This is a genomic window from Aeromonas sp. QDB31, assembly GCF_027707605.1.
Taxonomy (GTDB): Bacteria; Pseudomonadota; Gammaproteobacteria; order Enterobacterales; family Aeromonadaceae; genus Aeromonas; species Aeromonas media.
Window position 1 is genome coordinate 58704 of sequence record NZ_JAPCIX010000018.1, and the last position, 18095, is coordinate 76798.

The window sequence follows — 18095 nt, forward strand, 5'->3', positions numbered from 1 at the left end:
TCGGAGCCCAACCCATCTTCCGCGGAGCCCGGCATGCCGTCGGCGTTCTCGGATCTGACCAAGAATGCCCAGTGGTATCTGGAGCAGGTGGATCCCGCCAAACCGGCTGAGGCCTTCACCTGGCAGGTGATGGCGGCGCGCAGCTATCTGGCGCTCGGCCAGGCCAAACCGGCCGCCGCCCTGTATCAACAGTTGCAGAAGCAGGCCGGCAACCCGGTACAGCAGGCACAGCTGCAACTGCTGCAGGCGCACCTCCTGCTGGCCCAGGGCAATGCCAATCAGGCCCTGATCCTGCTGGAAGGCAAGCCGGAAGTGGCCCTCGATGCCGATACCCAGAAGGATTGGTATCGCCAGCGGGTGGTGCTGCAACTGGACATCAACAACAAGTTTGGTGCGGCCAAGTCGCTGATCCTGCTGGAACCCTACCTGACCAAGAATGAGCTGGCCACCAACCACCAGCAGATCTGGTCCCTGCTCAAAAGCATGACCCCCTCCACCCTGCAGGCGCTGGAAGAGGCACCGGCCCCCGACGTGACCACCGGCTGGCTGCGACTGGCGGCACTGGTGAACGAGTTCGGCGCCCAGCCGAGTCAACTCGCCCGCCAGCTGGCTGGCTGGAAGCAGAGCTTCCCGAACCATCCGGCCCAGACTGACATGCCGGCTGGCCTCGGGGATCTCGCCACCACGGACACAGGTGCACTGCAGCAGGTCGCCGTCTTCCTGCCCCTCTCCGGCAATCTGGAGGCGCAAGGCGCCGCCATCCGCAACGGCATGTTGATGTCCTACAAGGAGAATCAGGGGCAATTCACCCTGAACTTCTATGACACACAAGGCAAGGCGATGGGGGATCTCTACAAGCAGGCGATCCAGGAGGGGGCCAACATGATCATAGGCCCGCTGCTCAAAGACCAGGTCGAGGAGCTGCTCAAGGCCAGCCCGACCGTGCCGGTGCTGGCGCTCAACGAGCTGGACAAGCCGATCATCAACGACAACACCTTCTACTTCTCCCTCTCCGCCGCCGCCGATGCGAGCCAGGCCGCCCAGTACCTCTATGGTCAGGGTTACCGCAAGCCGCTGCTGATCGCGGCGCAAGGCCGGATTGGCTACAGCAGCATCAAGGCGTTCGAGCAGGCCTGGGCCGGCGTCAGCCAGGAGAAGCCCGTAGTCGCCACCTTCGGGGCGCGCAACGAGGTGCAGGGCATGGTCAAGAATGCCTTGAGCGGTCGTTCCACCGCCCGGGCCGGGGAGATAGTGCAGCTCTCTGATGCGCCGCCGCGCAGCATAGATGCCGTCTATGTGGTGGCCAACAGCCTGGAGACCCGGATGATCAAGCCCTATGTGGACATCTCGGTCAATCCCATGGGCAGCCTGCCCATCTACAGCAGCTCGCGAGGCTATGACAGCGGGGCGACCGAGGTGGCTTCCGAACTCAACGGCATGCACATCTCCGATATGCCGCTGCTGCTGGGAGGCTATGAGCAGCAACGGGAGCAGATAGCCCTGCTCTGGCCACAGACCCAGGGTGACCTGCTGCGCCTGTTTGCCCTCGGCTACGACGCGGTCAGCCTGGCCGGCAACCTGCCGCAGATGCGCAAGCTCAATGCCATGCAGCAACCGGGCATGAGCGGCCAGCTGAGCGTGGATCCCCAGGGCAACATAGTGCGCATGCTGGACTGGGCCACCTACCAGAATGGCAAGCTGGTCAGCGACAGCGCCGTGCCCCAGCTGGAGGACACCACCCATGAAGAGGCTACTGGCACAACTGCACCAGCAGTGGTTGAACCTGTTGCCGTCGGCAGCGACGAGCAAGGGACAGCACTTTGAGCAAGTAGCGGAACGCTGGTTGCAGGCCCGCGGCCTGCAACCCGTGACCCGCAACTACCGCTGCCGTGGTGGTGAAATAGATCTGATCATGCGCCAGGGGGATACTCTGGTGTTTGTCGAGGTCAGATATCGCGCTCGGGCCAGCCATGGCGGAGCCGCCAGCTCGGTTACCCGACGTAAACAGCACAAGATCGTGCTGGCCGCGCGCCACTATTTCAAGCAACATGCCATCAACGAGGCCAGCCAGGCCTGCCGATTCGATGTGATCGCGTTCGAGGGCGACCAGCCAGACTGGATCCAGAACGCTTTTTAAGAGGACCCCATGACTGATCCCATCAAAGAGAATTACACCGAAAGCATCCAGACCAAGATAGCCGCCGCCGAGGCGCTGCCGGACGCCATCCACACCGCGGCCCAGATGCTGACCATCTGCCTGCTCAATGGCCACAAGGTCATGGCATGCGGCAATGGCCCCTCCTCGGCCTTGGCACAGCTGTTCATCTCCGAGCTGGTCAACTGCTACGAGACGCCACGCCCCTCCCTGCCCGGCCTGGCTCTGACCCCCGACATGGCCACCATCAGCGCCATCGCCACCGATCACGGCTTCGAAGAGGTCTATGCCAAGCAGATCAGGGCTCTGGGTCAGCCCGGCGACATCCTGGTGGTGCTCACCACCACGGGCAACAGCCGCAGCCTGATCAAGGCCGCCGAGGCGGCACTCTCCCGCGACATGACCATCATAGTGCTCGGGGGTGGCGACGGTGGCGAGATAGCCGGCCTGCTCGGGCCCAACGATGTGGAGATCCGCGTGCCATCCGCCCGCCGCCCTCGCATTCTGGAAGTGAATCTGTTGACCCTGCACTGCCTCTGTGATCTCATCGACCAGACACTTTTCCCGCAACAGGAAGATTGAAACCATGAAGAAGCCTATTCTCGCACTCGCCCTGCTGACCGGTGCCCTGCTGCTGCAAGGCTGTGCCGCCGTGGTAGTCGGTGGCGCAGCCGGTACCGCCAAGGCGACCGGGGATCGTCGCACCCTGGGTGCCCAATGGGACGATCAGGCCATAGAGCTGAAGGCGGCCAATCTGCTGGCCGACAACAAGCCGCTGAGCGCCGCTAGCAAGATCAGCGTCTACAGCAACAACGGCCGCGTCTTGCTGGTCGGTCAGACACCGTCTGACGCATACAAGCAGGAGGCGGGCAAGATTGTGGGCCGGATCGAAGGGGTGCGTCATGTCTACAATGAGCTGCGTCTCGGCAAGCCGGTGAGCATAGGGGTACGCAGCAACGATACCTGGATCACCTCCAAGGTACGGGCCGACATGCTGGGCACCAAGAACTTCGACAGTACCAAGGTCAAGGTGGTCACCGAGAACAGCGAGGTGTTTCTCATCGGCCTGGTGACCCGTCAGGAAGGGGATCAGGCAGTGGAGATCGCTCGCCACGTCAGCGGGGTCAAGCAGGTGATCAAGGCCTTCGAGTTTGCCCAGAACTAAGCGGGCAATGATGAGATAAAAAAACGCAGCCAGTTGGCTGCGTTTTTTATTTGATGACTTTCAGGGTCGGACGGCCCGTCGGGCGCGGCGGCTCCGGCTCGGGTTCTACCGGTGCCTCGGCCTGCTCCAGCCAGAGATCGTAGCCCGGCTCAGGCGGGAACAGGGTTCCCACGCCGTTTTCCCTGGCATGAATGGCCAATATGGCCGCCATGGGAATGTAGACCTGCTGTGACACGCCGCCGAAGCGGGCGCTGAAGCTGACGGCATCATTATCCATGTGGAACTGGCCCACGGCCCGAGGCGCTATGTTCAGGACAATTTGCCCATCCTGCACAAACTGCATCGGCACCATCACATGGGGGATATTGGCATTGACCACCAGATGCGGGGTCAAGTCGTTATCCAGCAACCAGTCAAAAAACGCCCGCAACAGATAGGGGCGACTGGGTGTCATGGTCGGTTCCGAACTACTCATACGCTGGCACGGATCTCGCGTTCAGCCTCGGTCAGGGAGGCCTGGAAGGATTCACGTTCGAACAGGCGGACCATGTAGGCCTTCAGCTCTTTGGCACCACGACCGGTGAAGTCGATACCCAGGCTCGGCAGACGCCACAGCAGCGGAGCCATGTAGCAGTCAACCAGACCGAACTCTTCGCTCATGAAGTAAGGCATTTCGCCAAAGATAGGGGCGATGGCCAGCAGGTTGTCCCGCAGTTCGGCACGGGCGGCTTCGGTATCGGTGCCCGCCATGATCTTGTCAGCCAGAGAGTACCAGTCCAGCTCGATGCGATGCATCATCAGACGGCTGTTGCCGCGAGCCACCGGATAGACAGGCATCAGGGGCGGGTGCGGGAAGCGCTCGTCCAGATACTCCATGATGATGCGCGAGGTGTACAACGCCAGCTCGCGATCCACCAGGGTCGGTACAGTGTTGTACGGGTTCAGCTCGGCCAGCTCGTCCGGCAGGTTGCTCGGGTCAACCTGGCAGATATCCACGCTAACACCCTTCTCCGCCAGGACAATGCGCACCTGATGGCTGAACATATCGTTGGCACCGGAAAACAGCGTCATTACCGAACGCTTATTGGCAGCTACAGCCATTGAACCCTCCCGTCATTAAAAAGCAGAAACGGCAATGAAGCATCTTGATCTTCATTGCCGTGCGTCATATTACTCCGATCTGGTCGCTTAGTGAACGTCGCGCCAGAATTCCTTCTTCAACAGCACAGTGAAGATGAAGAAGATTACGATGAAACCGAGTACCCAGAAGCCCATGCGTTCGCGCTCCTGTTGCACCGGCTCAGCCGAGTAGACCAAGAAGTTTACCAGATCCAGTACCGTCTGATCATATTCTTCGTTGTTCATTTCACCATTGCCGTCAGATTTGATGCTGACGACTTGCTGCATATCCACTCCATCCAGGGTGTGCGTTTCGAACTTGGCACGGGGCGTCCCTTGCAATGGCTCCAGCACATGAGGCATGCCCACGGACGGGAAGACCGCATTGTTCACCCCGAATGGCCGGGTTTCGTCCACATAGAAAGACCGCAGATAGGTGTAAATCCAGTCGGCACCCCGCACCCTGGCCACCAGGGTCAGATCCGGTGGTGGCGCCCCGAACCAGCGCGCCGCATCCTTCTCGGACATGGCGCTCTTCATCAGGTCGCCAATCTTGGCACCGGTGAAGACCAGGTTCTCCCTCATCAGCTCTTCCGGGATGCCGATGTCGGCAGCCACCCGGTTATAGCGCTGATATTGGGTGGAGTGACAGCCGGCACAGTAGTTCATGAAGGTCGCAGCACCTCGTTGCAGGGATGCCTTGTCACTCAGATCGTACTCTGCCTTGTCGAGGGGGAAGCCACCACCAGCGGCCAATACCAGACCGGGCAGCAGGGCCAGCACTGCAAAAATTATTCTTTTCATTTGAATGTCACCCTCTCCGGCAGCGGCTTGGTGCTTTCATTCTTGCTGTAGAAGAACAACAGGACGAAGAACCCGAAATAACCCAGAGTGCAAAGCTGCGCGATCAGCGTCAGCATAGGCGTCGATGGCAATACGCCCAGCACACCCAGAATGACGAAGCAGACCACAAACTGGGCGATGTTCAGCTTGTGCAGGGTGCTGCGGTAGCGCACCGAACGTACCTTGCAGCGATCCAGCCACGGCAGCAGGAACAGCACGACGATGGAGAGCCCCATCATGATGACCCCCAGCAGCTTGTCCGGCACAGCGCGCAAGATGGCGTAGAAGGGAGTGAAGTACCAGACCGGGGCTATGTGCGCCGGGGTCTTCAGCCCGTTCGCCACTTCGAAGTTCGGCTTCTCGAGGAAGTAGCCCCACATATCCGGCTTGAAGAAGATGATGGCGCAGAACAGGAACAGGAAGCCCGCCACACCTATCATGTCCTTGACGGTGAAGTAAGGGTGGAACGCCACCGCATCCAACGGCCAGCCGTTCTCATCCTTGTGCTTCTTGATGTCGATCCCATCCGGGTTGTTGGAACCCACCTCGTGCAACGCCAGGATGTGCATGGCCACCAGCATCACCAGCACCAGCGGCAAGGCGATGACGTGCAGCGCGAAGAAGCGGTTCAGGGTAGCCCCAGAGATGACATAGTCACCCCGGATCCACAGGGTCAGATCGTCGCCGATAACCGGAATGGCGCCAAACAGCGAGATGATGACCTGGGCTCCCCAGAACGACATCTGTCCCCATGGCAGCAGGTACCCCATGAAGGCTTCGGCCATCAGCACCAGGAAGATCAACATGCCGAAGATCCACAGCAGCTCGCGCGGCTTCTGATAGGAGCCGTAGATCATGCCGCGAAACATGTGCAGATAGACCACAACGAAGAAGGCGGAGGCGCCGGTGGAGTGCATATAGCGCAGCAGCCAGCCGTAGTCCACGTCCCGCATTATGTATTCCACGGAGGCAAAGGCACCCTCCGCCGACGGGTTGTAGTTCATGGTGAGCCAGATGCCGGTGATGATCTGGTTGACCAGCACCAACATGGCAAGGGAACCGAAGAAGTACCAGAAGTTCAGGTTCTTGGGAGCCGGATACTTGGCCATGTGGTCGTTGTACATGGCCGTGAGCGGGAAACGATCGTCAATCCAGCTCATGAGTTTGGCAAACATGGTCAGGCCTCCTTGCCATCGGCACCGACCAGAATGGTGGTGTCGCTAAGAAATTGGTATGGCGGAATGACCAGGTTCAGCGGTGCGGGCACGCCCTGGAACACTCGACCGGCCATGTCGAACTTGGAACCATGGCATGGGCAGAAGAAGCCGGAGGTCACCCCTTTCACCTGCTCGCCGAAGCTGTCCGGCAGGTAGGAGGGGGAGCACCCCAGATGGGTACAGATACCGACCGCCACGAAGATCTCCGGCTTGATGGATCTGTAACCGTTGTGGGCATAGTCCGGCTGCTGTGGCTCATCGGAGGCAGGATCGCGCAGTTTGTCATCGTGCGTGGCCAGGGCATCCAGGGTCTGCTTGGTGCGCTTCACCACCCAGACCGGCTTGCCGCGCCACTCGACGCGGATCAGCTGACCCGGCTCCAACTTGCTGATATCCACCTCTACCGGTGCCCCGGCCGCTTTGGCTTTGGCACTCGGATTCCATGACTTTATAAACGGCACTGCGGTAAAAGCAGCTCCTACTCCGCCAACGGCAACCGTTGACCAGGTAAGAAATCTGCGGCGACCGGTATCAACTGGCGCATTGCTCATCCAAAAACTCTCCCATGTGGACTCCGCTCATTCTTATAGTGTCCCCGTTTCCTATCTCCTCTCCCTCTGACAACTGCGGCGGAGGCGGAGTGGCAATTGACACAGAAAGACCATGGAAATTTTAAAGAAAAGATAACAATTTGACAAGAAAGAGAAGCGATGGGCAAAAACAATAAATACACAAATTTTTGTCTTTTGTGACGTATGGTTAGCATTGGCGTATGTAATATTACCAATAAAAAAAGCCTGGCACATGGCCAGGCTTTTTTGACACTCGTGAGAGTGCGTACCAAAAGCGAATTAACGCTTGGAGTACTGCGGACGCTTACGCGCTTTGTGCAGACCGACTTTCTTACGCTCAACCTTACGGGCATCGCGAGTAACAAAGCCTGCTTTACGCAGTTCGGAACGCAGGGTCTCGTCGTACTGCATCAGAGCACGAGTGATACCGTGGCGGATCGCACCAGCTTGACCGGAGATGCCACCACCGTTAACGGTGATGTACAGATCCAGTTTCTCGGTCATCTCAACCAGTTCCAGCGGCTGACGAACTACCATGCGGGCAGTCGGACGGCCGAAGTATTGCTCCAGGGAGCGCTGGTTGATTACGATTTTACCGCTACCCGCTTTGATAAAGACGCGAGCAGTGGAGCTTTTGCGACGGCCGGTACCGTAGTATTGATTTTCTGCCATGTTGCCAGTTCCCGTTAGATATCCAGTACTTGAGGTTGCTGAGCAGCATGAGCGTGCTCTGCGCCTGCGTAAACTTTCAGCTTACGGAACATGGCACGGCCCAGCGGCCCCTTCGGCAGCATGCCCTTGACGGCAGCTTCGATTACCATTTCCGGCTTGCGCTGAATCAGCTTGTCAAAGCTGATGGACTTGATACCACCCGGGAAACCGGAGTGAGCGTGGTACATTTTGTCGGTAAATTTCTTACCGGTTACGTGTACCTTCTCAGCGTTTACAACGATGATGTAATCACCGGTGTCAACGTGCGGAGTGTATTCAGCTTTGTGCTTACCACGCAGACGAGCAGCGATCTCGGTTGCGATACGACCCAGAGTTTTACCCTCTGCGTCCACAATGTACCAGTCACGTTTTACGGTTTCTGGCTTGGCAACGAAAGTTTTCATTAAGTTAAACCCAATTACCTGTTACAGACCCAATTGCTTATGGGGGCTCTCCCACAAACAACAAACGATGGCCTACCTGTACCCCTTCGAATACAAGTAAAGCTTAAAGTGTTGCTGTCTTATCGACAGCTGTAACGTGGGCCGGGCGATTATAAGTGAAGTTGCCTTAAATATCACCTGCTAATTTCACTGCCATGAAGCTAGCAAATGTCGCCCGGCCCTACCTGCCGCAGATGCCCATCCGACTGGCAGGCGCGGTATTGTGACTAAGGAAGGTGCACTCTGGCAAGGTATTCGTGCGATTGCATTTCCTGGAGCCGTGAAAGACAGCGCTTGAATTCGAAATTCAGCAGGCCATCACCGTAGAGCGCGGCCATGGGCACCGCCGCCGACAGAATGAGTTTGACGTGCCGCTCATAGAACTCGTCCACCATGGCGATGAAGCGGCGGGCTGCATCGTCAGTGCCTGTGCCCATGGGCTGCACGTTGGCCAGCAGCACTGTGTGAAACTCCCGGGCCAGCTCTATGTAGTCCCCTTGGGATCGCGGGGTGCAGCAGAGCTGCTCGAACTCCATATAAAGTACCCCTTCCCCCACTCCCAGCGCGCTAAGCTGACGATGGTTGACCTCCAGGGTCGCGGGAGTGATCTGCGCCAGCCCGGTCAATTGCCCGAAATAGCGGTCCAGATTGGTCTTGGCCTGCTGATCCAGCGGGAAGTGATAGATTTCCGCCTGCTCCAGGGTGCGCAGCCGGTAATCGACGCCACCATCCACATTGAGCACCTCGCAGTGGCGCTCGATCAATTCGATGGCCGGCAGGAAGCGGGCTCGCTGCAGCCCATTGCGATAAAGATCTTTGGGTGGAATGTTGGAAGTGGCCACCAGCACCACCCCATGACCGAACAGCTCCTGGAACAATGTACCCAGCAGCATGGCATCCGTGATGTCGGAGACGAAAAACTCGTCAAAGCAGATGATGTCTGTCTCGCTGGCGAGCTTGCTGGCGATGAGCTTGAGCGGATCGGCCTGACCGGTCAGCCCCTTGAGTTCGTCGTGCACCCGATGCATGAAACGGTGGAAGTGGACGCGCAGTTTGCGCACCCCCGGCAGGCTGTCGAAAAAAGTATCCATCAGCCAGGTCTTGCCTCTGCCCACTCCGCCCCACATATAGAGACCCAGGATGGGCTCGCGGGCTTTCGGCTTTTGCAGCCAGCCCAGCAGGCCACGGGATCTGGTCGGAGTCGGGCTGGCGCACAAATCCTGATAGAGTCGCTCCAGGCGGGTCACGGCCATCGCCTGGGCCGGGTCGGCCAAAAAGCCAGGACGCTGCAAATCCTGCTGGTATTTTTGCTGCGGGGTCATCCTGTAAACCGCCTCCAAGTCCCTGAATGAGGGACAAAATGGTATCACGCTCTCGGGGTGCACGGTATAGTGCCAACGAGGCATCGCGGTCAATCCGGCCGCCTCAAATTCATCGATTTAGCTGTAACAAGGAGCTTCTATGACTCTGTTAAACGGGATCCTGCTGGCGGTAGCCGCCCTGATCATCGGCGTGTTGATCGGCCGCTTCACTGTCCGCAGCCGGGATGCCGGGCGCCTGGAACAGGAGCTGAAAAAGGCTCACAAGGAGCTGGAAAGCTACCAAGGCCAGATCACCACCCACTTCGCCGACAGCGCCGCTCTGATGGAGCAGTTGGCTGAACAATACCAGACCCTCTATCGCCACATGGCCGAGCAGAGCAAGTTCCTCGCCAAGGCGCAAGAGCCCCTGTTCCGCGAACCTCAGGTGGAAGAAGCAACCGCTGAGTCCGCCAACGAGGAGCCCGGCCAGCCACCCCGTGACTACGCTGGTGCCTCCGGCCTGCTCAAGCAGCCCGGTTAGCCTCTGGTGGAACTAATTACGCCTTATCGTGGTCAGACCTTGACGATTGCACTGCAACTTTTTCTGGGAGCTGTTTCTCATATGCGTAAATCTCTTTCTGTATTCAGTGTGTTAGCCCTCAGTGTCGGTATCGCCCTGTCCGCAGCACCGGCACAAGCCGCCCTGCCCCTGATGGGTAACAGCCAGGAGATGCCGAGCCTGGCCCCCGTCCTCGAGCAGGTGACCCCTGCCGTGGTCAATATCTCCGTCTCTGGCAAGAAGATCACCCGCCAGCGCCTGCCGGAACAATTCCGCTTCTTCTTCGGCCCCAACATGCCTGACGAACAGGTGAGCGAGCAACCCTTCCAGGCGCTCGGTTCCGGCGTCATCATAGATGCCAAGAAGGGCTACGTGATCACCAACGCTCACGTGGTTCACGAGGCGGACGAGATCAAGGTCAACCTGAAAGACGGTCGCGAATACGCGGCCAAGAAGATAGGTGAAGACAAGCAGTCCGACATCGCCTTGCTGCAAATAAAGGCGGAGGACCTGGTGCAGATCAAGTTCGCCGACTCTGACGAGCTGCGGGTCGGTGACTATGCCCTGGCCATCGGCAACCCCTTCGGCCTGGGTCAGACCGTTACCTCGGGTATCGTCAGCGCCCTGGGTCGCAGTGGCCTCAATATCGAGAACCTGGAGAACTTCATACAGACCGATGCGGCCATCAACTCGGGCAACTCAGGTGGTGCGCTGCTCAATCTGCGTGGGGAGCTGATCGGCATCAACACCGCCATCTTGGGCCCGAACGGTGGCAACATCGGCATCGGCTTTGCCATCCCGTCCAACATGGTGCGCGACCTGTCTGAGCAGATCGTGAAATACGGTGAAGTGCGCCGCGGCCAGTTGGGGATCACAGGCACAGAGCTGACCACGGATATCGCCAAGTCCTTCGGCTACAACAAGAAGGATGGAGCCTTCGTCAACCAGGTCATGCCTGACTCTGCCGCCGCCAAGGCGGGCATCAAGGCTGGCGACATCATCATCAGCATAGATGGCAAGCCCATCCGCTCGTTCGGTGAACTGCGTGCCAAGATCGCCACCATGGGCGCCGACAAGCAGGTTGCACTCGGCCTCATCCGTGATGGCAAGGAGCAGACCGTCAAGGTCACCCTGAAGAAGGCCGATGACAGCGAGATCCTCGCCAGCGCCCTGCACCCGGCACTGGAAGGGGCCAAGCTCAGCACCACCTCGGATCCGGTGACCGGCGTAGCAGTGGCCGACATAGATCCGCGCTCCCCTGCCGCCGCCGCCGGCCTGCAGAAGGGCGACATCATCATCGGCGTCAACCGTCTGCGTATCAACTCCATGGATGAGCTGACCAAGGCCTTGAAGAACAAGCCGGAAGTCTTGGCGCTGAACATACAGCGTGGCGACTCCTCGCTCTATTTGGTGATCCGTTAAGTCCCTCACACCCGCGGCAACCGCCGCGGGTGATTTTTATCCACCGATAATGTTATTCTCTGCGCGCAGCATGTACGGACGAGAATGACATGAAAATCCCACCTTTGATCAGTTACTTGGGCAAGTCTGTCGGCTTTGGCCTCACTGTGGCTGCGCTCCTGTTGCTGCTGTTCCCCAGTTTTCGGGGCGGCGCCCCCCTGCCGGGTCTCATCACCAATTCCCGCGAGCTGAGTTTCTCCTATGCCGCCCACCGCGCCGGCCCTGCCGTCGTCAACATCTACACCCGCAGTTTCGCCGGCAATCGCGGCGAGAAAGCAGAGCTGAGGCCACAGGGGCTGGGCTCAGGGGTCATCATGAACCAGCGCGGCCATGTGCTGACCAACTACCACGTCATCGCCGATGCGGACCAGATCATAGTCGCGTTGCAGGATGGCCGGGTATTCAGCGCCGAGCTGGTCGGCACCGACAAGCTGACCGATCTCGCCGTGCTCTACATAGAGTCGGACAACCTGCCGGTGATACCGCAGGATCCCGAGCGCCTACCCGACGTAGGCGATGTGGTGCTCGCCATCGGCAACCCCTACAACGTCGGCCAGACCATCACCCAGGGCATCATCAGTGCCACCGGCCGCATCGGTCTCTCCAGCATGGGGCCGGACAGCAACGGCCGGCAGGATCTGCTGCAGACAGATGCCGCCATCAACGAGGGCAACTCAGGTGGCGCCCTGGTCAATGGCCGTGGCGATCTGGTGGGCATCAATACCGCCGCCTATCACCTCAACGGCAATCAGGAGAGCTACGGCATCAGCTTCGCCATCCCCTACAAGCTGGCCAAGCGGATCATGGACGAGCTGATTGCCAATGGCCGGGTCATTCGCGGCTACCTCGGCATCTCCAGCGTCGAGATCAACCCCATAGTCGCGCGCATGATGAATCTCGGGGATCTGCAGGGTCTGGTGGTAGAGAGCCTGGATCCCGATGGTCCCGCCACCAAGGCCGGCCTCAGGCGCGGGGATGTGCTGCTCAAGATCAACGGCGAGGCCATCAGCGGCGTGCGCCCTGTGATGGACAAGATCGTCGAGAGCCGCCCCGGCACCAAGCTGACCATCTCGGTGATCCGCAATGGCAAGCCCCTGGACGTCGACGTCATCATAGAGGAAGACGTGCGCTACCAGAACCTGCCCACCAGCAGCGCATCACCCGCCAGCTGACGGCAAGGGAGTCAATAGAGGGGCCATCAGGGCCCCTTTTTCGTGCCTCCCTCTCAGGCCACCCTTCCCTGGCGTAAGATGACTCACAGTTTCCACCAGCGCGGCACCGGTTATCACGATCAGCTCTGCCGTCATCTGTTGCGCCTCGCCGACGAGAACCTGCAACAACTCACCATCTCCTGCGCCATCACCCTGTTGCGTCAGGCGGCTGGCCACGAGCTGTGCCAGTTTGCCAGCGATGACATCAGCCTGATCCTGGCCGTGGTGGTCCGCGACATCCATGTCGAGTTACCAACCCAAGCCCCGCCGGGGCAGGAGGAGATCGCCAGCCTCGTCATCTAGATCCAGACCCGCCTCACTGCAGATCCCCCCTGCTCGGCCCGGCCATGGCCGCCAAGAGCGAGCAACTGGTTCACATCCGCTGACCTGCATTCACCAGCACTACTCCTATGATCTTCGCGGCGACCCGCAGTTGCGTGCCGACCTGCAGGCTCACATCAGTGCCATTATGCTGCGGGTCAACTACCAGATAGGCAGCCACAACCCGCTGGCGAACCACAAGAACGGGATTACGAGGGGCTGGTGCAGATCGAACTGGACTTCGTCATCAGCACAGTCAAAGTGAGCGAGAAAAACGTTCCCTTGGTACAAACCGCCCCCTTCACGACCCGTACCAGCTGGAGCAGTTCGGCAAGCAGGTACTGACCGATCGCTTCCGCCTCTACCTGCTGGACAAGTACTTCGATACCGACCGCTTCATGGTGGTCACCGAGCCGCTCAGCCAGGCACAGCTGTTTGGCCGCATCTGTGACCAGCTGGAGTCCGAGTAGCTGGTAGAACCGGGCTTCAGGAGCTCGTTGCACTAGCGGGAACGAATCGTCTCCACCATGCTGGGAGAGGGCATAGCCCTGCCACACTCCCTCGGCCTGCTGGCCCGCCGCACCTTGGTATATACAGTGCTGGCCCCTCAGGGGATCGACTGGGGCAATGGCGAGACAGCCACCCTCGTCTTCGTGCTCGCCATCAGCAAGGCGGACTACGAGGAAGCGATGGGGCTCTACGATCTGTTTCTGGCGCTGATGAACGAAAAAGCCAGCAGGAATCTGCTGGCTTGTCGGGACTTTAACGACTTCAAGGCGCTGGCGCGCGCCGGGTCATGACGGCAAAGGAGGTGCCACTCACTCCTCGTTGAAGCCCGAGGTGAACAGCGCCACCACGGCGGCCAGGGCCTCCACTTCTTCGGGGCCCTCCACCTGCACCTCCACCTGCTTGCCCTGGGCGGAGTCCAGCATCAGCAGACCGATCACGCTGTCCGCATCGGCCTCGATGCCGTCCTCGTTGCGCAGCAGCACATGGGCATCAAACCCCTGCACCAGCTCGAACAGCATCATGGCCGGTCTGGCATGGATTCCCAGCTTGTTTTTGACTTCTACCGAGGCGGAAACTGTCATCTGAACATCCTGTGGGTCTATCAAGCCTGTGTCGAACGCTTGTCCAGCGTGCGGTGGCGGATCTGCACGTTCTTGCCAAGCAGCCGGAAGGTGCTGGCCAGCCGCTCGGCGATGAACACCGAGCGATGCTGCCCGCCGGTACAACCGATCCCAACGGTCACATAGCTACGATTGTTGCGCTCCAGGTGGGGCAACCAGGTCACCAGCATGTTCTCTATCTGCTGGATGAACAGCATCACGTCCGCCTGGGCCGAGAGGTAGTTGGCTACAGGCTCGTCCTGGCCGGTAAACGGCTTGAGCTCCGGGATCCAGTGGGGATTGGGCAGGAAACGGGCATCGAACACGAAGTCCGCATCCTTGGGGATGCCGTATTTGAAGCCGAACGACTCGAACACCAGCACCAGTTCGTTCTCTTTCTTGCCGAGCACCCGGGTCTTGATGAGCTCGCTGAGGTCATGAATGCTGAGGTTGGTTGTATCTATGCGCAGATCGGCGGTCGAGGAGAGGGGCGCCAGCAGGTGGGTTTCCTCCCGGATCGCCTCATCCAGCGACAGCTGCTTGCGAGACAGGGGGTGCAGCCGGCGACTCTCGCCATAGCGCTTGAGCAGGGTCCCGTTGTCGGCGTCGAAGAAGAAGCTGGAGAATTCCACCCGCCCCTCGTTACGCACCTGGGTCAGCAAGTTGTCCAGCTTGTCTGGCTGGGTCGGAAGGTTGCGCACGTCTATGCTGACCGCCAGCTTGTCATACTGGCTCTCCACCGAGACGATCAGCTGGGGCAGCAGATTGACCGGCAGGTTATCCACGCAGTAGTAACCCAGATCCTCCAGCACCCTCAGGGCTACCGTCTTACCGGAGCCCGAACGACCGCTTACCACTATTAACTGCATCTTGTCCCCTCACGCCAACGTGGCTGCGTCAGACCCGGCATCAGGCCGAGGTCATGATCTGATAGAGTTCTTCATCGCTAGTCGCCTGGCGCAACTGGCGACAGACGGCCTTGTCACCCAGCTTGGATGCCATCAGGGAAAGGGTCTTGAGATGCTGCTTGCACTCGCTTTCCGGCACCAGCAATGCAAAGAGCAGGTCAACCGGTTGATTGTCGATAGCATCGAAAGGGATGGGTTCAGAGAAGGTCATCAGCACGGCGGTCGGCGCAAAGGCGTCGTCGATCCGGCCGTGGGGAATGGCAATACCGGCACCGATCCCGGTACTGCCCATCTTTTCCCGCGCCAGCAGGCTTTCAAACAGCACCTGGCGGGAGGCGCCGAGGCGCTCTGCGGCCAGCTCACTGATGATCTCGAGGGCGCGTTTCTTGCTGGTACAAGGGACCGCACTCTTGGTGCAGTCCCGACTCAGTATGTGTTCAAGTTGCATAGTTATTTTTGATTTAACTTATCTTTGTGCTTGATGATCTGCCGATCCAGTTTATCCAGCAGGGTATCAATCGCCGCATACATGTCGGCATGCTGCGAATTGGCGAACACCTCTCCCCCGCTGACGTGCAGCTTGGCTTCGGCGATCTGGTTCAGTTTTTCGACGCTCAACACCACATGTACGTTGTTGATATGGTCAAAGTGACGCTCGAGTTTGGCAAATTTGTTATTCACATAATCACGCAGAGCTTCGGTAATCTCGACATGGTGTCCGGTCAGGTTAATTTGCATAACGTCTTCCTTTTGTTTGCCTAAACCAGGCGTTTGCGCTGATTGGATGGCGGGATCAACAAGGATTCACGGTACTTTGCGATCGTGCGTCTCGCCACCATAATACCCTGTTCGGCCAGCAAATCCGCGATCTTGCTATCACTAAGCGGTTTGGCCGGGTTTTCGGCCGTCACCAGCTTCTTGATAAGGGCACGAATTGCGGTCGATGAGCACTCTCCTCCTCCCTCCGTGTTGACATGACTGGAGAAAAAAAACTTCAGTTCAAAGATGCCACGGGGCGTATGCATGTACTTCTGGGTCGTCACCCGTGAAATCGTCGACTCGTGCATCTCCACCGCCTCGGCGATGTCGTTGAGTACCATGGGCTTCATGGCCTCTTCACCGTACTCGAAGAAACCCTGTTGCTGCTCGACTATGCAGCTTGCCACCTTGAGCAGGGTGTCGTTTCGACTCTCCAGACTCTTGATGAACCACTTGGCTTCCTGCAAATGGGAACGAATGAACTGAGTATCCGTGCTGCTGCGGGCATTGCGTGCCATTGCCGCATAGGCCTCGTTGACACGAATGCGCGGCGCCGAATCCGGGTTGAGTTCAACCACCCACTTCGCCCCCTTCTTGACCACGGAAACATCCGGGATCACGTATTGCGATTCGCTCTGGATGATGCCATTACCGGGTCTAGGCTCCAGCTGCTGGATGAGATCCAGTACCTCCTTGAGGTCGCTCTCCTTGAGCCGGGTCTTGCGCGCCAAGGTGCGGTAGTCACGGTTGCCGAGCAAGTCCATGTGCTCGCGGATCACCTCCCTTGCCTCATTGAGCCAGGGCAGATCCGGCGAATACTGGCCAAGCTGGATCAACAAACACTCCTGTACCGAGCGAGCGGCGATGCCAACCGGATCGAAATGCTGCACCCGCTTGAGCACGGCTTCCACTTCATCCAGTTCAACTTCTACCTCTTCACTGCTGACTGCAGCCTGAATATCTTCGAGAGAAACGGTCAGGTAGCCAGACTCATCGATGGCATCGATGATGGCGAGGGCAATCGCGGCATCCAGATCACTGAACGGCGTCAGTCGCATCTGCCACAACAGATAATCCTGCAGATTTTCGGTGGTTTCCCCCTGATAGACGCTGTCTTCCCCGTCATGGATGGGGCCAGCGCTCTGAGCCGTGCCGGCGGAATAGACCTCATCCCAGGTAGTGTCCACCGGCAGTTCATCCGGCATCTTGTCCTGTGCCATTGCGTCACAGGAGTCGAGTTGACTGGCGTCCTGGGGTTCTATCGGACTGGTTTCGTGCGCCTCATTCTCCTCCTGCTCCAGCAAGGGGTTATTATCGAGCGCTTGCTGAATTTCCTGCTGGAGTTCCAGGGTGGAGAGCTGGAGCAGACGAATCGCTTGTTGTAATTGTGGCGTCATGGTCAGGGACTGGCCGAGACGCAACTGTAATGTCGGCTTCATCTACGTCGGGATATCCTTATGTTCAGCGAGGCGGTCACCTAACAAAAATGAGGGGTGCCCCCTTACTATAGACTGAATTGATCGCCCAAATAGACGCGCTTGACCTGCTCATCGGCGAGGATGTCGGCCGGTGCACCTTCGGCAATCATCTTGCCGTGGCTGACGATGTAGGCCTTCTCGCACACATCCAACGTCTCTCTAACGTTGTGGTCCGTGATAAGCACGCCCAGCCCTCTTTCCTTCAGATGCTGGATGATCTTCTTGATGTCTATGACCGAAATAGGATCAACACCTGCAAAGGGCTCATCCAACAGGATGAATCGCGGCTCTGCCGCTAGCGCACGGGCGATCTCGACACGGCGCCGCTCCCCTCCCGACAGGCTCTGACCCAGGCTGTCGCGAATATGGGTGATGTTGAACTCTTCCAGCAACTGCTCGACCTTATCCTCCCGCTCCTCGCGGCTCAACCCCTTACGGGTCTGCATGACCCCCATCAGGTTGTCGAACACCGACAGGCGTCGGAAGATGGAGGCTTCCTGGGGCAGGTAACCGATACCATTACGGGCGCGAATATGCATGGGCTGCAGGCTGATGTCCTGCTCATCTATGGTGATGAGACCCGCATCCCGCTGCACCAGGCCCACGATCATGTAGAAGGAGGTGGTCTTGCCGGCACCATTCGGGCCGAGCAGCCCCACTATCTGGCCCGTGCCCACTTCCAGGCTCACGTCGCTGACCACCATGCGGCGCTTGTAGCTCTTCTGCAAACCCGTTGCTTTTAACACTGCCATGGCTTCTGTTT

21 protein-coding genes and 1 pseudogene are annotated in these 18095 nt (G+C 58.9%); 8 read left to right on the forward strand and 14 right to left on the reverse strand.

All coding sequences use genetic code 11. The features are described from left to right. The first annotated feature begins 33 nt into the window (after positions 1–33). The 4 genes from PG898_RS16280 to dolP are packed head-to-tail and all read left to right on the forward strand — an operon-like array spanning position 34 to position 3320. On the forward strand, positions 34–1824 hold the full coding sequence (locus tag PG898_RS16280) for a penicillin-binding protein activator (protein WP_270824600.1): 1791 nt from the start codon (positions 34–36) through the stop codon (positions 1822–1824). After that, entirely contained in the window at positions 1742–2137 is a 396-nt protein-coding gene (locus PG898_RS16285; protein WP_247625382.1) for a YraN family protein, read from the forward strand. Before PG898_RS16280 ends, PG898_RS16285 begins: the two co-directional genes overlap by 83 nt. A 9-nt stretch (positions 2138–2146) precedes the next feature. Next, positions 2147–2737 (forward strand): D-sedoheptulose-7-phosphate isomerase, encoded by a 591-nt coding sequence (locus tag PG898_RS16290; protein ID WP_005331389.1) that lies wholly within the window; start codon positions 2147–2149, stop codon positions 2735–2737. Positions 2738–2741: 4 nt separating this feature from the next. After that, a complete protein-coding gene (gene dolP, locus PG898_RS16295; protein ID WP_005331387.1) occupies positions 2742–3320 on the forward strand; it encodes a division/outer membrane stress-associated lipid-binding lipoprotein in 579 nt (192 codons plus the stop codon). A gap of 46 nt (positions 3321–3366) precedes the next feature. On the opposite strand, the gene PG898_RS16300 is transcribed toward dolP, so the two are convergent. From PG898_RS16300 to zapE, 8 genes are all read right to left on the reverse strand, one after another. After that, positions 3367–3774 carry a ClpXP protease specificity-enhancing factor gene (locus tag PG898_RS16300; protein ID WP_025328512.1) on the reverse strand — a complete coding sequence of 136 codons (408 nt, stop codon included), beginning with the start codon at positions 3772–3774 and terminating at the stop codon, positions 3367–3369. A 17-nt stretch (positions 3775–3791) separates the two neighbouring features. Beyond that, entirely contained in the window at positions 3792–4421 is a 630-nt protein-coding gene (gene sspA, locus PG898_RS16305; protein ID WP_025328513.1) for a stringent starvation protein SspA, read from the reverse strand. An 87-nt stretch (positions 4422–4508) separates the two neighbouring features. Then, the gene (locus PG898_RS16310; RefSeq protein ID WP_270824601.1) at positions 4509–5243 is read right to left on the reverse strand and encodes a cytochrome c1; all 735 of its coding nucleotides are present in this window, start codon (positions 5241–5243) and stop codon (positions 4509–4511) included. After that, positions 5240–6457, reverse strand: coding sequence for a cytochrome b (locus PG898_RS16315; RefSeq protein ID WP_270824602.1), 1218 nt, complete (start codon positions 6455–6457; stop codon positions 5240–5242). The genes PG898_RS16310 and PG898_RS16315 overlap by 4 nt, the downstream gene beginning before the upstream one ends. A 2-nt stretch (positions 6458–6459) precedes the next feature. Further along, positions 6460–7050, reverse strand: coding sequence for a ubiquinol-cytochrome c reductase iron-sulfur subunit (gene petA, locus PG898_RS16320; RefSeq protein WP_270824603.1), 591 nt, complete (start codon positions 7048–7050; stop codon positions 6460–6462). 300 nt (positions 7051–7350) lie between these two features. Further along, the gene (gene rpsI / locus PG898_RS16325) at positions 7351–7743 is read right to left on the reverse strand and encodes a 30S ribosomal protein S9 (protein WP_005336286.1); all 393 of its coding nucleotides are present in this window, start codon (positions 7741–7743) and stop codon (positions 7351–7353) included. A 14-nt stretch (positions 7744–7757) separates the two neighbouring features. Then, positions 7758–8186: a 50S ribosomal protein L13 gene (gene rplM / locus PG898_RS16330; RefSeq protein ID WP_005336289.1), complete on the reverse strand. Its 429-nt coding sequence runs from the start codon at positions 8184–8186 to the stop codon at positions 7758–7760. A 266-nt stretch (positions 8187–8452) separates the two neighbouring features. After that, a complete protein-coding gene (zapE, locus tag PG898_RS16335; RefSeq protein WP_270824604.1) occupies positions 8453–9547 on the reverse strand; it encodes a cell division protein ZapE in 1095 nt (364 codons plus the stop codon). 139 nt (positions 9548–9686) lie between these two features. Here zapE and PG898_RS16340 point away from each other — a divergent pair, with 139 nt between their 5' ends. The 4 genes and pseudogenes from PG898_RS16340 to PG898_RS16355 all read left to right on the forward strand — a co-directional run. Continuing rightward, on the forward strand, positions 9687–10067 hold the full coding sequence (locus tag PG898_RS16340; RefSeq protein WP_042649047.1) for a YhcB family protein: 381 nt from the start codon (positions 9687–9689) through the stop codon (positions 10065–10067). 81 nt (positions 10068–10148) lie between these two features. Next, entirely contained in the window at positions 10149–11507 is a 1359-nt protein-coding gene (locus tag PG898_RS16345; protein WP_106885637.1) for a Do family serine endopeptidase, read from the forward strand. Between the two features lie 89 nt (positions 11508–11596). Continuing rightward, positions 11597–12718: an outer membrane-stress sensor serine endopeptidase DegS gene (gene degS, locus PG898_RS16350; protein ID WP_041204883.1), complete on the forward strand. Its 1122-nt coding sequence runs from the start codon at positions 11597–11599 to the stop codon at positions 12716–12718. Between the two features lie 102 nt (positions 12719–12820). After that, positions 12821–13878, forward strand: a pseudogene (locus PG898_RS16355) (PTS sugar transporter subunit IIA); the annotation flags it as partial. A gap of 18 nt (positions 13879–13896) precedes the next feature. Here the strand turns inward: PG898_RS16355 and npr are convergent. From npr to lptB, 6 genes are all read right to left on the reverse strand, one after another. Continuing rightward, positions 13897–14169, reverse strand: coding sequence for a PTS phosphocarrier protein NPr (gene npr, locus PG898_RS16360; RefSeq protein ID WP_005331359.1), 273 nt, complete (start codon positions 14167–14169; stop codon positions 13897–13899). Between the two features lie 20 nt (positions 14170–14189). Next, positions 14190–15056, reverse strand: coding sequence for an RNase adapter RapZ (rapZ, locus tag PG898_RS16365; protein ID WP_139438909.1), 867 nt, complete (start codon positions 15054–15056; stop codon positions 14190–14192). Between the two features lie 40 nt (positions 15057–15096). After that, complete coding sequence (ptsN, locus tag PG898_RS16370) at positions 15097–15543, reverse strand: PTS IIA-like nitrogen regulatory protein PtsN (RefSeq protein WP_005331355.1); 447 nt, start codon at positions 15541–15543, stop codon at positions 15097–15099. 2 nt (positions 15544–15545) lie between these two features. Then, positions 15546–15833: a ribosome hibernation promoting factor gene (hpf, locus tag PG898_RS16375; protein WP_005305957.1), complete on the reverse strand. Its 288-nt coding sequence runs from the start codon at positions 15831–15833 to the stop codon at positions 15546–15548. A 20-nt stretch (positions 15834–15853) separates the two neighbouring features. Then, positions 15854–17293 (reverse strand): RNA polymerase factor sigma-54, encoded by a 1440-nt coding sequence (locus PG898_RS16380; RefSeq protein WP_182787431.1) that lies wholly within the window; start codon positions 17291–17293, stop codon positions 15854–15856. A gap of 65 nt (positions 17294–17358) precedes the next feature. Further along, positions 17359–18084 (reverse strand): LPS export ABC transporter ATP-binding protein, encoded by a 726-nt coding sequence (gene lptB, locus PG898_RS16385; protein ID WP_010675872.1) that lies wholly within the window; start codon positions 18082–18084, stop codon positions 17359–17361. Positions 18085–18095: the final 11 nt, after the last annotated feature.